Below are 13,865 nucleotides of genomic sequence, written 5' to 3'. Positions count from 1 at the left end.
CTGCTCTAGTTTTCGGGGCGCATTACGGCTACCCGCAGCAAGCGTAATTCTTCTGCTCGAACTTCTGTAGTAGTATAATAATTTGTTGCCTTGCCATCTTGGTGGTATAATTTTACTAACCTTGGGGAATTCATTACTTGTGCTATTACTTGCTCTTGTATTGTCTCATCTTCTACCTTCTGGATAGCTTGCTGTACGTCTTTTTGACTAAAAATAGCTTGATACTTGGTAATGTGATCCAATAAGCCATTAGCTTCCTGAATAATCTTTAAATTGGTATCCTTAATTAATTCATTTTCCTCTACCACCTTGTTGATCAGGCTTCGCATTCTCACGGGGCCAATATGTTGCTGCGCTACTGTACCTATAGCGTCTACGCGGTTTTCTAAACCTAATTTTTCGAAGTATCTATCGATCACCTCCTTAACCTTCTCGTGAATTATTTTTTCTTCGGGAATAATAAAGCCTTTTCCCCCTTTCGTATTTTTAAATTGTGGATTTAAATCTACGGCTTTTTCTCCAAGAGATTTACCATCTTTGCTAAATCTCCGAGTTGTCAGCGCAGATGCACATGCCAATTCCTCTCACCCTTGTGCGGTTTATGAATATCTACCTGCACCCCTAAACCATTTTTTACCCATCTCATTTCCTCAATTATTTCATGGGTAATGGCTATTCTATCTTCCAGGGTCAACTCCTTATCATCAGGCAAAGCAATTACTATATCTTTTAATAGCTGACTGTTCTTTCGTTTCTCCGATTTCTCTACCTCATTCATTAATATTTTTGGATCTTTAAATTTACTATCTACATGTTTAGGTAGTAAAATTATGTGATAAACATTGTCACCTCTCTTGGTAAAATCATACTTAATATTTGTAAGCTCATCTTTAATAATAGTTCTAGCATTATAAGCAGCTTTGCAGCAAGCGCGCCCCCCTTTATTTCTACTAACTATCTCGATTCTTGTAAACTGTATCGCCATTATTAAGTCTTAAGTAATATTTCTAATCCAGCATTACATTAACATGGAAAAAATTAATCTACGAGTGAAAGAAGGATTTAAAAAGCAATAAACTTTAGTTTATATATTGCGTATAGCCTGCTTCTTGGGAAGGCAGTCTATAACCTTCGGACTCGTTGTTTTCTTCTATGTCTCCAGTTAGAGACAGTAGGATTTGTGTTGACGGTTTTATGGCGTGGTAGGTTTTAGGGGTCAGTATAATGGAATGGTCAGAGGTGTGTGTTTAGAGTTAGCGATGCTGGTTCAAGAAAAAATTTTAGGTAGGTGTATCTAACACTTGACTGACTTCAGTAGTTTGAGCATCCTAACATCTATAAATCATTGATGGAGAAAATTATGTTAAATAGCGAAGAACAAAATACTGAAATAATAGCAGCGAACCAAATGCACGAGACTGCACAGCAAAAAATTAAACTCCAGCAGAAAAAAGCTAGGCTGATTATGGAAGAAGTTAAATTCAAAATTAAAGAACGTAAAATGCGCACTCGTCATTTAATTCAAGTAGGAGGATTAGTTGTCAAAGCAGAATTAGATGACTTACCTACCAATAGTTTATTTGGGGCATTAGTTACCTTAAAAAGCGAACTAACAAAATGTCCTGATATTCAGAATCACTGGACTAAAATTGGTAGAGATATTTTTGACCAGGAGGAAAAAACCACCACTGCTGTTATCCTGAAATTTACTTCTAAACCCAACGAGTACGCCATGTTCGACTTTTTTTTAAGATTGACAAAAGAATAGGATAGCCTAATAAGGTCATAGTTCAATTATCGAGAAAGAAGCTATGACCCTAGAAGAGTTTATCATTACTGTGTATTGTTTCATAGAAGAAAAAATGACTATAATAACCAAAAATATCAAAGTAAGGAAAGCAGGATTTCCACCTTGCTTAAGTGACGTGGAAGCATTAACAATGGAAGTGGTGGGAGAATTTATCGGTTTGCACCAAGACAAGCAGATATGGGAATATTTTAAACGTCATTTTCAAGAATGGTTTCCCAATCTAAAGAGTAGACCGTCTTATGTGAAGCAATGTAGCGGTCTTTTATCTATTAAGAACATGCTGCTTGCCGACTTGTTTAAGAGTGCAAGCAAATCAGATCTGCATATGATAGATGGGGTACCGATTCCTGTAATAAATTTGGCCCGAGCAACGAGAGGGCGATGTTTTAAGGAATACGCTGACTATGGGTACTGCGCTTCGAAAGATAGCTATTATTACGGTTTTCTAGGACACGTATTAATTAATGAAGAAGGTCGAATAGCTGGATTCATGATAACTCCTGCTAATGGGTCTGAACGTGAAGCTCTGCAAGTAATGTCTCCTAATATTAGTGGCATGGTACTGGGCGATAAAGGCTATCTTGGTCAGGATTTAAAAGATGAGTTGGCCACCAAAAACATTGATTTACAAACACCTTTAAAAAAGAATATGAAGGATAATAGATCCAAGAATTTCCTTAAATGGATTACTGCTACTCGTCGTTTAATTGAAACTGTTATTGGTCAGCTTACAGAACGTTTTGCTATTAATGCTATCAGAGTTAAGAGTTACTGGCATCTACAATCTCGCATCGCTAGAAAATTACTTGCTCATACTATTGCTACATTTTTGACAAAGTCTTTAAAACTTGTGCCAACACAACTCGAAAAATTAGTTACCTGCTAAAAAAAAGTCGAACATGGCGTAACGAGTCAACCCGTACCCACATCAGACAATATGGCCTTAAGTGGAATAGTTTGCGAAAAGAGTGGTATGGGCATGTATTAGATATCGGATCCCTAAAAAATGGTTTGCTGGATATAGAATATGAACTTGAGATAATCAAACCAGAAGAAAATTAAGAAATTTGATCAATCTGATATTGCATAGCAACTTCCTTGCCACAAAAAGCTAGAGAAATTTTGATGATCTTCTTAACATGGACTTGTTCTTTTATTTTAGTATCATATTTTTTATCATTGATTTGTAGCAAACCAGCTTTAGCTGCAAATTCTAGTTCTTCTGCTACTTTAGAGACCTTGTACTCAATGATAATCGCGTTGTCATTCTTACCTATTTTAGGTAGTAATATAATATCAGCCCTACCACTGCCTGTTTCTCGCTCACTTTCTATAATATAATCGGATCCTAACATATTCATTAAACCAAGCATAAAACCACTATAAAATAATTCAGCTCGTGCAATTCCTGTCTGGTGAAAACTCGTGGAATTTAACAACCATTTTTGTAGTTTCTCTTTAAATTCCTCTAGCCTAGCAGCAGGCAGTAAACTCACAAAGGAATAATACCTAGAGCTATCAATCTTTAACTGATCAGTAACCCATTGTAACATTCGAGCATTATATATATACCGCACTTCTTTATTGGGTATTGATAACTCATAAATATTTTCTTCTGGATTTTTTGCATTTGGATTTAAATAACCACTAAACAGTAATAAGCTTAATAATCCCACTGGTTTATTAATGTCAGCAAAACTTATTTGTTTCACAATAGTTGAAGTGATATTTTTACCGGTAATTAAGTTTTGTAAGTCTTCCTGCATCTCATCTGACAATAATGCTTTGTCAACAAGTGAGGTCCCACCGCTATCTAGCCAATAATGATCAAGCTTACCCTTATGCGCTAAACATTGCATAATTGACCATGGGTTGTAAATGACTTCCCCGCCAAATGTATAACCATTATACCAATCTTTAATCTTTTGTGGATCAGTTGTAGTTGGTACTTTTGTTAATAACTCATCAACTTCTGTTTGAGTAAAACCATAGAACTTAGAAAAATCGTCATCTAATAAAGTATATTCACTTACGTTGTTTAAATCTGAGAATAAATTCGCTTTAGCAATCCGTAATATACCAGTAATTACTCCTTTTTCTAAACGTGTATTAGTTTTAAGGCCACTACCAAATATTCCACGGAATAGTTCAAGCACTTGTTCAAACTCTTCAGGCTTGTGGCCAAATTTACGGTATGCACTATTAATTGGTGTATCATACTCGTCAATTAGTATATAAACTTTCTGACCAAAATGCATAAAAAGTAATTCACTTAAAAATTTCAAACTATCCTTAAGGTCTTCCGGATCAAACGTGCCTGCAAAATACCGTTCTAATATTTCTTTTTGAGCATTATTTAGCAGCTCTATATCTTTCATTAGATAACGTCTTAAGTAGTAATGATTCGCAAATAATTTAATAATTTGCTTCCTTATTCCATTCTCTATCTCCTGGTAACTACTACCCTTAACATCCTTGAAATTTATGGAAATAACTGGGCATTGTCCTTGACGTTTCATTGCATTTGCAATACTGGCAATTTTTAAAGGTTTAAGCTCTTTAGTTTCATCAAAACCTAAATCTACTGTACCGCCAATAAATAACTTGTTATTTAACTTCTGCTCGTTCGGTAAAGGCCCCCCATCTTCATCTACCTCTATTTCAAAGAATTTTTGGAGCATATTCATATTCAAGCTCTTACCCCAGCGCCTTGGACGGGTAATAAGAATTACATCACCACTGTCTTCTAGCAATTCTTTGATCATTAAACTTTTATCAACAAATACATCGCTATTTAACAACAATGTTTTAAAGTCATCAGTACCAACCCTCATTCTAGGTAGCTTATTACCAATAGCGACAGGGCTAATATCTTGATGTATTGAATTAATATCTGAAAGTTGACTGATCATACTATTGGTTATTATATTTAAGAATTACTGTAGATCTTTAAACTATAAGAAATTATAGCATAAATAAATTAGACCACTAAGTAATTTAAGCAAATAATTTATTGCTGTAAGTTTATAAGGCTTACAGCAACTTGTTTTAGGCTAACTCATCAGTACTGTTTGGCAATTGCACCGGTATTTTACACTCAATAGTGGTGGTTTTACCCTCGATGCTGCTAAGGACAATCTTTCCATTCATTTCGTGGATCAACTGTTTCACACACATTAACCCTAAACCTAATACTTTATATTGCATAGCAGAATCAAAACTTTCGAACTCTTCACTCATATCTTGCTGCTTTTCTTTAAGAAGGCCTATTCCAGTATCGTGGACCATAAGTTGTAATATCCTATCTCTATGATTTTGCTCTAAAACATCAAAATCATGGTTATCTTTAAAGCTGCTCACAGGAAATAGATTAGCAGTAATTATCACCATACCTTCGTCAGTAAATTTAATACTGTTGCTAATTAGCTGATCCAATATTGCTTGCAAGCGGTAGCTATCCCCAATAACAATGTCTGGCATTTCATAATGAATATTAGATACTAACCTTATCCCCTTATACAATGCGGCTGGTGTTGCTTTTTCTATTGATTGCTCTATTAATTTTTTAGGATTAAATTCCTTTAAAGCTACAGAAGTTAGCCCTATATAACATTGCAAAAACTCATATAGATCATTAGAGGAATCTAGCAAAACTTTAGCGTCATCCATAATATTAGCCAAATGATTTTTTGTTTCAGGATTTTGCTCTCCCTCATAAAACTGAACTAATTGCCTAAAAATTTCCTTAGCAGGAGTACTAATATTATTGCTAATATTTTTGAGTAACTTTATTTTAATTAGTTCATCTACTTGCAACTTTTTTCTTGTGTTTTGCAATTCGAGTTCTAGGCTTTTGAATTTAGTAATATTGATATAATGCTCATGGTCGCCGATTATATCCCGGTCTTGACTAGATGCTGGTATCAATGTGGCAAATATTGGAGCGAGTTTAACGATCCAGCCTTTTTCTGCACTTTGATTTTGCTGTTGTTGTTGATTTTTAACATTATCTGTCATAAAATGGCTCTAACTATTTTTGGTTACAAAAGTGGTAGCACAGGAGGTAATGTGTGAATTCCTCGATTTGAACGTCCCTCCTGTGCTTGATACTATATTAGCGCAAGTATCTAATCAGCAGAGATATCACCATTAATATGAGGAGTACAGAGGATTTCTTAAGCCGATATCGAGATTTTTCCAACAACTTCTCAAGAGCTGCAAATTAGAGACAGATTTCTCAAAACCCCCAAAAAAATACAGTGATAATATTGCGCTTTAGTAGCAGAAAAAAGCTCTACATCCCGCATTACCACTGGCATTTCAGTCGCATTTATGATATAATTTGTTATCATTTATACGGTAAAAGTTATGCTACCTACTGCTAATAAACTGCAGCCATTTTTACAATGGGTTGGCGGAAAAAGAAAAATCACTGATAAGCTAATTGAACATATTCCATCAGGGTTAAATAATTATTACGAACCGTTCCTTGGTGGTGGTGCATTATTTTTCCAAGTAAAGCACATGTTCAACAAATGTTTCCTATCCGATATTAATCTTGATTTAGTGACTAGCTACAATGCTGTTAAAAAAGATCCAGCTGAAGTGAGTAAATTATTAGAATCCCATCAAGCAAATCACTCAAAAGACTATTACTATCAGGTTAGGGATAATAATGTTAATAATCCACTTAGCATTACTGCAAGGTTCATATATCTTAATAGATATGCCTTCAAAGGTATTTACCGTGTAAAGAAAGATGGTAAACTGGCGGTATCTTTTTCGAGCAAAATTCATGCTAATTCTGATCTGGATAACAGACTACGTCAATGTAGCAGTTTTTTACACAACACCTACATTTACGCTATAGATTTTTCCTTCATTGAACCTACAAAGAACGATTTTGTATATTTAGATCCACCTTACCATCAATCAGGTGAAACATTTTATACCACATTACCTTTCGATGAAAATGAGCAAATAAGATTACGAGATTTTGCTAAAGAACTAGATAGCAAAGGGGTTCAACTCATGATCTCTAATAGTGACACAGCTTTTATCAGAGATCTCTATCAAGGCTTTAATCTCCGTACGGTAGATATAAAATATTCTATTCCAGAAAAACGGAAAACCTCTTATGAAGTAATTATTACAAATTACTAAATTTGTAGGAATAAACATATTTATCCAACCTGTTACAGTTCCATTAATTTGCTCTCCTTATCTGCTTGCTCCAGCTTAAAAGTAAAATTTTGGGCTTGAAAAGCCAATCTTAAATCTCCCATATGACGCTGTCTTACTAAATACTCAATAAAGGGCGTATTGGGTTTAAGAATTACTTGGCTGGTAACCTTATCTTCTTCTACCACTGCTAATTTACTGAAGGTATTACTATCTACACATTGACCATGTTCTTCAAGTAAAGATCGCCTGACCTTATACCATACTGAAGCTGGATCTAGCTTATTCAGTCCTGACAAATCATTAATATCTTTAATCTCTTGTTTGGCGGCTGTCACTGGCTTAAAGGGTAATATTTGTAGTTGTTTAATTTTATTACCATAAACCGCTTGTACTTGCTCTAATACCTTAGTTTTGATATGTTCTGACAGGCTGATATCCTTCAGTAACTGCAGCTGATACTGATCTTGCTCTTCTCCTTTAAATTCACAAGAATTCAATAACTCATAAGCCGTATTAGCTTCAAATACTCCCGCAATTTTCCGCTTTAATTACGCCATGTTCGACTTTTTTTTAAGATTGACAAAAGAATAGGATAGCCTAATAAGGTCATAGTTCAATTATCGAGAAAGAAGCTATGACCCTAGAAGAGTTTATCATTACTGTGTATTGTTTCATAGAAGAAAAAATGACTATAATAACCAAAAATATCAAAGTAAGGAAAGCAGGATTTCCACCTTGCTTAAGTGACGTGGAAGCATTAACAATGGAAGTGGTGGGAGAATTTATCGGTTTGCACCAAGACAAGCAGATATGGGAATATTTTAAACGTCATTTTCAAGAATGGTTTCCCAATCTAAAGAGTAGACCGTCTTATGTGAAGCAATGTAGCGGTCTTTTATCTATTAAGAACATGCTGCTTGCCGACTTGTTTAAGAGTGCAAGCAAATCAGATCTGCATATGATAGATGGGGTACCGATTCCTGTAATAAATTTGGCCCGAGCAACGAGAGGGCGATGTTTTAAGGAATACGCTGACTATGGGTACTGCGCTTCGAAAGATAGCTATTATTACGGTTTTCTAGGACACGTATTAATTAATGAAGAAGGTCGAATAGCTGGATTCATGATAACTCCTGCTAATGGGTCTGAACGTGAAGCTCTGCAAGTAATGTCTCCTAATATTAGTGGCATGGTACTGGGCGATAAAGGCTATCTTGGTCAGGATTTAAAAGATGAGTTGGCCACCAAAAACATTGATTTACAAACACCTTTAAAAAAGAATATGAAGGATAATAGATCCAAGAATTTCCTTAAATGGATTACTGCTACTCGTCGTTTAATTGAAACTGTTATTGGTCAGCTTACAGAACGTTTTGCTATTAATGCTATCAGAGTTAAGAGTTACTGGCATCTACAATCTCGCATCGCTAGAAAATTACTTGCTCATACTATTGCTACATTTTTGACAAAGTCTTTAAAACTTGTGCCAACACAACTCGAAAAATTAGTTACCTGCTAAAAAAAAGTCGAACATGGCGTTTTAATTGTGCTTGCTTGCTAGTATCGAGGCTGCGTTCTATCTTTTCCAAATATTGCTCTTTTAGTTTTTCTGGATCGTTAGATTTGAACTGAAAATTGTTGTTATTAACCTTGCTACTTTCTCGAAATTCATGCACTAAGGCTTTAGTCATATAGTTCAGCAGCACTTTTTTATTACCAAACTGATGATTAGGATACTGATCTGCTAATTTTAAGAGCAACTTGTTGATAAAATTCAAGTTGAATTCACGATTTGACCTTAACTGCAGTAAATCCGCATCTTCCTCAGTTAATGGATAAAAATCTGCTAATCTTTTTCTTTTGAACCAGCCCTTATTGTTCAAAGGCACTGAAGCGTTAAGAGATGGGGAGATTACTGAATCATTGCCATTGGGATTAGGCATTTTCTCTATCACAGATGTAAGGCTAGCAGCTAACGTTGTTTCAGCTGCGTAAGCCTTTTTAGTCAGATCCTCAATGTTGCTAATCCTCTTTTCTGCTAACCCTTGCCCCTCGCTAGGAAGAAGAGTTCCTTGTGATTCCTCACAGGATGATGCTAGTGGCGGTTCTGCTGGTTCTTGGTGCTGTTCTATTTGCTCTTGTGACTGGACTGGCTCATTTTCTTCATGAACATTTTTTAAAACCTCAGATTCGCTAGATCTAGATATATTAGATTTATTATTAATATCTATAATATTGTGTGGCTGAAATTTTTTTCGGGTTGACCCGAAATTTTTTTCAGCTTCATGCGAAAATTTTTTCGGGTAAGGCTGAAAATTTTTTGCTAATTTAATACATGGGGTGTTACGACATTTAACATGTTGCTTAACTATAGTTGCATTATACAAATGAATAAAACCTCCTTCTTGCAACTCAAGCATACATTGCCTAATACGCCTTTGACAAACCCCTAATGATTGTTCAAAAAAATGGTACGATTCCTGTAATTCATTATCTTCCAGATTATTACCGCTATTATAACAAACCTGCAAGCGAAAAACTACTAGCGACAATAATTGCTTAGCCGTTTTACTTAAAGCTTTGTTACCACTACCTTTAAGATCACGCCACTCAGGTGGCACAAAATTGCCGACAAAATTATAGAAAATGCTATTATTGTCACAAGTAGCAACAGGGGTATTGGAAGGTGAGCTGCATAATCTTAGCATAAACCCCCTAGCTGGAAACCAGATCTGATAAGGGGTTTAAAGCAATTAAAATTATGTTTTTTTAAACTATTAGCAGCATATACACAGCATATGGATTGTTTGGTAAAATCATCAAATTTAAAAAAGCTTAGTGATAAGCGGGTTGTAAGGTGCTGATTTATCTGCTGCGATTCTGGTTTGGGACCAGAGGGTCGGGAGTTCAAATCTCTCTGCCCCGACCACATATCTCTCAGCTTTTGAGCGTTTCCTAATTTTAGCAAAAATTCCATATACTGCCTATATGCTGGTTTACCATTAAGTTATAGGTACTATAATTGCTCTAAAACCCTTTCTGGATCTGATGTTCAGAAGGAGAGATTATGCAGCAATTAGTCACCCTTCCTTTTGTCCCTCAAATTTCTACTTATGGTAACAACGATACTATCTTCTATAATTTCGTCGGTAATTTTGTTCCTCCAGAATGGCATGATCTGAAAAATAATACTGGTAAAGCTTTAAGTAAGACTTCTAAGCAACTTCTATCGTTAATAATGCAAGTTTAGGATAAGAACAAAGGAGGATTAGCAGAAGTAACTAATTTCAAGCTAAGTTTTTTAATAGCATATCCTACCACACAAGCCAAAATATGGATTAGAAAATTAACAGGTGATCTATTTCTTGCATGCTCTAGATTCATGCAATTTTTGAGTACATTAAATACTGACTCAATTAGAGCTCTTTTCTTTAACAGTACTTTATCTTCTATTCCAAGTAAATGTTTTGTCATATCTTTGCGAATACTGGTAAATAAACGTAAGCTTTTAGCAAAAAGTTTGTTAAATATCTCCTTTGATATATAAGCCCTCAGTACATGACATAAAGGTTAACATGATATAATTGTTGGTAATTTGGGGATTAGAGGCTTGATAAATATATCAATAATGCTGGATAGTTCCTTGTACATTTGCCCTTGGTTTAAATATATTCTTCGTAAGTAATCAAGTCCATACCTAAAAGGTGACATAGCCTTTCTGCCGTGAGTTTTCAATTTTATAGGCCAGATAGAATGCCGCCATAAGCCCACAGTATAAGCAAAGGTAAAAGTTATAGCTAATATCCCTAATAATTTGTTTATTCTATCCAAATGTACTAAATGGGTATTTTCAAAGTTGAAGCCACGCGTCTTAAGGCATGCAAAAAGATTTTCAATTTCCCAGCGTTTTTTGTAAATATCCAAGGCCTGATAGGGGTTGTCATTGGTTGCTATAATTACTAATTCTCCTTCTCCGTTACGCAAAGCAGCCACAGAAACTTTAGGTCCTTTATAGTTCTTACCTAAATATCTCTTACCTCTGAGTACTTTATATTCATTATTCTGTAACTTCTTTACTAATGGATTTGCTGTCACTAATTCGTTTTCTGATCTACCAATAGTTAAATTTTGCTTAATTCTTATATAAAATGGAATATTACGATCTGCTAGAAATTTCAACCAGTCATCACCGATAAATTCACGATCTCCAAGCAATGCTGATATTTTTTCTACTCCAAATACTTGCAAAAATCTACCTATTAATTTCTGACGTTCACCACTATTTGAAACGCCAGTTTTTGGTAACATGTCCCACATGATTGGTATAGCTATGCCATTATGGCAGATTGATAATACTAAAATATTGATATCAAGCTTGCCAAATTTCCAGTTAGTACGATCCAAAGCCAACAACCATTTTTCTGATTCAATTTTGGCAAATGCTACTAATAATTTAGCCAGTGCAGTATAACAAAAACTAAAGCCAGAAAAAAATCTTTGTAGTTTGCGATATCGAGAATTATCATTGCCAGCTCCTTGAACTACCAAAGCTAGTTGAGTAAGATTGACATCTCTGACATAGAACAATCCTGTTATTATCTGCTCGATTAATTTTATACTTGCAAAACTCTTAAAAAAATAGTTTCCTAATAGTTGTGATAACGCTGAAGTCATTCTCCTTCTCCTTAAGTCTTAGACAACTTAAGTTATAGGACTTTGATCATGCGTTATCCACTGTTTTTTTCCTTGTTAACCTTTATGTCATGTACTGAGATATAAGCCTTATCACCAAATAATTTACCTTCTAACCCTTGAGTTATAGACAAAACAGTAGAGATATCACTTCTATTTCCTTTAGTAATTTTAACTGCCATTATCTCTCCTTTATTGTTAATAATTAAATAGACCTCTTGCATAACCTAAAGATAATTGAAGAATTTTTAGGAGAAACGAAGTCGAGTACCGCAGCGTACATAGACGTACGTGAGGAACAGAGAGGAGTTTCGACGACAAAATTACCAATTAGATTAGGTTATGCAAGAGGTCTATTATGTCTTTCTTACTATATTTAGGGGGTCTACCTCCTTCTTTGCATGATGGGATAAATAATTCTTGTATTAAACTCCATGCTCTTTCTTTTAGATCTGTAGGATATTTTGCTCTTGCCATAATTTAATATTCATCGCTTATTATCTGTTAATTTATCATATCTTTGGTTTTACAACAAACTCTATAGTTAATAATTCACAAAGGTCTAAACTTCCTTGTCTTTGGCGCTTCCTATCAGAAGCAATCAACTTCTTACCTTCCCATTCTTGATAAATTTTACAAAAATTATCTATTAAATAATATACTGTTGTGATACATTTCTTCATGTTGAGTTATCTTGATTTTCTTTAAAAAATTTCTTATAACTCAACATCTTTGATTTGCAAAACCCTTTCTTATTACTTCTCTAAACTCTCCTTATCCTAAACTCGCGTTCTAATACTCTCGCAACACTCCCATAATGTATTAAAAAAACATAATGTTGGGTTGTTAAACTTAAAACGCTATTACCGTAAGCAAGTGAAACGTTATAGTGCTAAGGTGCCAGGCGTAAGAGTACAAATGGCTGTATGTAAAATTGCTAATAATTTATATCAATATACTGCCATAGATGACTGTCCAAGTAAAGGTATTAGCTGTATATAAGAGACCTACTGCAACTTATACAAGAAATTGAAAAAAATTATGACCCTTTAAAAGAACCATTTATATGGACTTTCATCTCGTAATAATTCTAATACTATTTTTGTTTTCTCTTCACTACTGAAAACTTTGCCCTTATTTTTGGTCATTTTCTTTCTTCATTTTAATTCCATTTTATTTTATCTTAATTAGGAAACAAATTTACCTTTTTTCCTGTCTAGTTTCTTCAGCCCATTATATTCATAAATTATTTTCTTCCAATAGACACTTATGAACCTTGACACGGGAATTAACTTTATATATATTTCCTCCTATATTCCGTCCCTTGTTGTAGGCATTGTTTCTTTTTAAGGTTTAATTAGCTTAACAATTTTTGGGGGTGTAGCTCAGCTGGTTAGAGCGTCTGCCTGTCACGCAGAAGGTCGCGGGTTCGAGTCCCGTCACTCCCGCCATATTCCCTATCAGCTTTTTGGGATTCTACTTGCCATACTCAAAAATCCATGTTAAGGTAGATGCTCTTGGTAATCCATTGCAGTTTATACTAACCGCTGGTCAGAGAAACGATATTACCCAGGCTGAAAATCTTACTAAAGATGTACAAGATACAGCTGTTATAGCAGATAAGGGGTATGATAGTGATGCTTTTGTAAAAAGCTTAGCAAGTAAGTAGGGTGTCAGGTTGTTATTCCACCTAAATCTAATCGCAAAGTACAGCGTGAGTATGATCAACATATCTATAAAGAACGACATCTAATTGAATGTTTCTTTGGTAAAATCAAACATTTTAGACGAATATTCTCTAGATTTGATAAGGCTCCAATCGTTTTCTTAGACTTCTTAAATTTTGTTGGAACTTATATTATGGTTACGTTAAATTTCTTTTCAACACAACCTAATACAACTTCAAAGATTGTCGTAGATGAGATTAGAAAAGTGGCTGGAATTGCAAAAAATGCAAATTCATGTATTTGCTAAAAAGATCGGTAAAAATAGCAGCTTAGTCCATAAATATATTCATGCAGACGTTATACCAAAGCATGATGTGATCGTTAAAATTTACCGCCTAACTTGTGGGGCAGTATCGGCTAATGACTTCCATAGACTTTCCGATAGGCTATTCGAGCAAGAAAAATTACATGCTCATTCTTTTCGCAATTAACATATCAAAATTCAAGTAGTA

At 34.7% G+C, this 13,865-nt stretch carries 14 protein-coding genes, 2 tRNA genes and 4 pseudogenes; 11 read left to right on the top strand and 9 right to left on the bottom strand.

Annotation, left to right across the window (positions count from 1 at the left end):
• Positions 1 to 26 precede the first annotated feature (26 nt).
• Positions 27 to 985, bottom strand: a pseudogene (locus AAGD44_RS07885) (MobA/MobL family protein); the annotation flags it as partial.
• 423 nt (positions 986 to 1,408) lie between these two features.
• On the opposite strand from AAGD44_RS07885, the pseudogene AAGD44_RS07665 reads away from it, so the two are divergent.
• Both AAGD44_RS07665 and AAGD44_RS07660 read left to right on the top strand, forming a co-directional pair.
• Positions 1,409 to 1,726: pseudogene (locus AAGD44_RS07665) on the top strand (conjugal transfer protein TraD); the annotation flags it as partial.
• Between the two features lie 85 nt (positions 1,727 to 1,811).
• Positions 1,812 to 2,696, top strand: coding sequence for an IS982 family transposase (locus AAGD44_RS07660; RefSeq protein WP_341763539.1), 885 nt, complete (start codon positions 1,812 to 1,814; stop codon positions 2,694 to 2,696).
• Positions 2,697 to 2,868: 172 nt separating this feature from the next.
• On the opposite strand, the gene AAGD44_RS07655 is transcribed toward AAGD44_RS07660, so the two are convergent.
• Together AAGD44_RS07655 and AAGD44_RS07650 are read right to left on the bottom strand one after the other, a co-directional pair.
• Positions 2,869 to 4,722, bottom strand: a complete 1,854-nt coding sequence (locus tag AAGD44_RS07655; RefSeq protein WP_341764055.1) for an AAA family ATPase — start codon at positions 4,720 to 4,722, stop codon at positions 2,869 to 2,871.
• A 136-nt stretch (positions 4,723 to 4,858) separates the two neighbouring features.
• Entirely contained in the window at positions 4,859 to 5,827 is a 969-nt protein-coding gene (locus tag AAGD44_RS07650; protein ID WP_341764054.1) for a sensor histidine kinase, read from the bottom strand.
• Between the two features lie 351 nt (positions 5,828 to 6,178).
• On the opposite strand from AAGD44_RS07650, the gene AAGD44_RS07645 reads away from it, so the two are divergent.
• Positions 6,179 to 6,973, top strand: coding sequence for a Dam family site-specific DNA-(adenine-N6)-methyltransferase (locus AAGD44_RS07645; RefSeq protein WP_341764053.1), 795 nt, complete (start codon positions 6,179 to 6,181; stop codon positions 6,971 to 6,973).
• A gap of 32 nt (positions 6,974 to 7,005) precedes the next feature.
• On the opposite strand, the gene AAGD44_RS07640 is transcribed toward AAGD44_RS07645, so the two are convergent.
• Positions 7,006 to 7,491: a hypothetical protein gene (locus tag AAGD44_RS07640; protein WP_341764052.1), complete on the bottom strand. Its 486-nt coding sequence runs from the start codon at positions 7,489 to 7,491 to the stop codon at positions 7,006 to 7,008.
• A 137-nt stretch (positions 7,492 to 7,628) separates the two neighbouring features.
• On the opposite strand from AAGD44_RS07640, the gene AAGD44_RS07635 reads away from it, so the two are divergent.
• Positions 7,629 to 8,513 carry an IS982 family transposase gene (locus AAGD44_RS07635; protein ID WP_341763539.1) on the top strand — a complete coding sequence of 295 codons (885 nt, stop codon included), beginning with the start codon at positions 7,629 to 7,631 and terminating at the stop codon, positions 8,511 to 8,513.
• On the opposite strand, the gene AAGD44_RS07630 is transcribed toward AAGD44_RS07635, so the two are convergent.
• Positions 8,503 to 9,702 carry a hypothetical protein gene (locus AAGD44_RS07630; RefSeq protein WP_341764051.1) on the bottom strand — a complete coding sequence of 400 codons (1,200 nt, stop codon included), beginning with the start codon at positions 9,700 to 9,702 and terminating at the stop codon, positions 8,503 to 8,505. The genes AAGD44_RS07635 and AAGD44_RS07630 overlap by 11 nt on opposite strands.
• A gap of 138 nt (positions 9,703 to 9,840) precedes the next feature.
• On the opposite strand from AAGD44_RS07630, the gene AAGD44_RS07625 reads away from it, so the two are divergent.
• Positions 9,841 to 9,923, top strand: a tRNA-Leu gene (locus AAGD44_RS07625).
• A gap of 138 nt (positions 9,924 to 10,061) precedes the next feature.
• Complete coding sequence (locus AAGD44_RS07620) at positions 10,062 to 10,244, top strand: hypothetical protein (protein WP_341764050.1); 183 nt, start codon at positions 10,062 to 10,064, stop codon at positions 10,242 to 10,244.
• Here the strand turns inward: AAGD44_RS07620 and AAGD44_RS07615 are convergent.
• The 3 genes and pseudogenes from AAGD44_RS07615 to AAGD44_RS07605 all read right to left on the bottom strand — a co-directional run.
• Complete coding sequence (locus tag AAGD44_RS07615; protein ID WP_341764712.1) at positions 10,241 to 10,537, bottom strand: transposase; 297 nt, start codon at positions 10,535 to 10,537, stop codon at positions 10,241 to 10,243. The genes AAGD44_RS07620 and AAGD44_RS07615 overlap by 4 nt on opposite strands.
• Before the next feature lie 27 nt (positions 10,538 to 10,564).
• Positions 10,565 to 11,668 (bottom strand): IS4 family transposase, encoded by a 1,104-nt coding sequence (locus tag AAGD44_RS07610; protein ID WP_341763462.1) that lies wholly within the window; start codon positions 11,666 to 11,668, stop codon positions 10,565 to 10,567.
• Between the two features lie 95 nt (positions 11,669 to 11,763).
• Positions 11,764 to 11,892: pseudogene (locus tag AAGD44_RS07605) on the bottom strand (transposase); the annotation flags it as partial.
• 12 nt (positions 11,893 to 11,904) lie between these two features.
• Here AAGD44_RS07605 and AAGD44_RS07600 point away from each other — a divergent pair.
• Positions 11,905 to 12,066, top strand: coding sequence for a palindromic element RPE1 domain-containing protein (locus AAGD44_RS07600; protein ID WP_341764049.1), 162 nt, complete (start codon positions 11,905 to 11,907; stop codon positions 12,064 to 12,066).
• A gap of 132 nt (positions 12,067 to 12,198) precedes the next feature.
• On the opposite strand, the gene AAGD44_RS07595 is transcribed toward AAGD44_RS07600, so the two are convergent.
• Positions 12,199 to 12,369 (bottom strand): hypothetical protein, encoded by a 171-nt coding sequence (locus AAGD44_RS07595; protein ID WP_341764048.1) that lies wholly within the window; start codon positions 12,367 to 12,369, stop codon positions 12,199 to 12,201.
• A gap of 190 nt (positions 12,370 to 12,559) precedes the next feature.
• On the opposite strand from AAGD44_RS07595, the pseudogene AAGD44_RS07590 reads away from it, so the two are divergent.
• The 4 genes and pseudogenes from AAGD44_RS07590 to AAGD44_RS07575 form a co-directional block, all read left to right on the top strand.
• A pseudogene (locus AAGD44_RS07590) lies at positions 12,560 to 12,710 on the top strand (IS481 family transposase); the annotation flags it as partial.
• A 350-nt stretch (positions 12,711 to 13,060) separates the two neighbouring features.
• A tRNA-Asp gene (locus AAGD44_RS07585) sits at positions 13,061 to 13,137 on the top strand.
• A gap of 29 nt (positions 13,138 to 13,166) precedes the next feature.
• The gene (locus AAGD44_RS07580) at positions 13,167 to 13,355 is read left to right on the top strand and encodes a transposase (protein ID WP_341764047.1); all 189 of its coding nucleotides are present in this window, start codon (positions 13,167 to 13,169) and stop codon (positions 13,353 to 13,355) included.
• 249 nt (positions 13,356 to 13,604) lie between these two features.
• The gene (locus tag AAGD44_RS07575) at positions 13,605 to 13,844 is read left to right on the top strand and encodes a hypothetical protein (RefSeq protein WP_341764046.1); all 240 of its coding nucleotides are present in this window, start codon (positions 13,605 to 13,607) and stop codon (positions 13,842 to 13,844) included.
• Positions 13,845 to 13,865: the final 21 nt, after the last annotated feature.

It is taken from the genome of Candidatus Tisiphia endosymbiont of Beris chalybata (assembly GCF_964026555.1).
In the GTDB taxonomy this organism is placed as follows: Bacteria; Pseudomonadota; Alphaproteobacteria; order Rickettsiales; family Rickettsiaceae; genus Tisiphia.
This window is presented reverse-complemented; position numbering and strand designations above follow the sequence as displayed.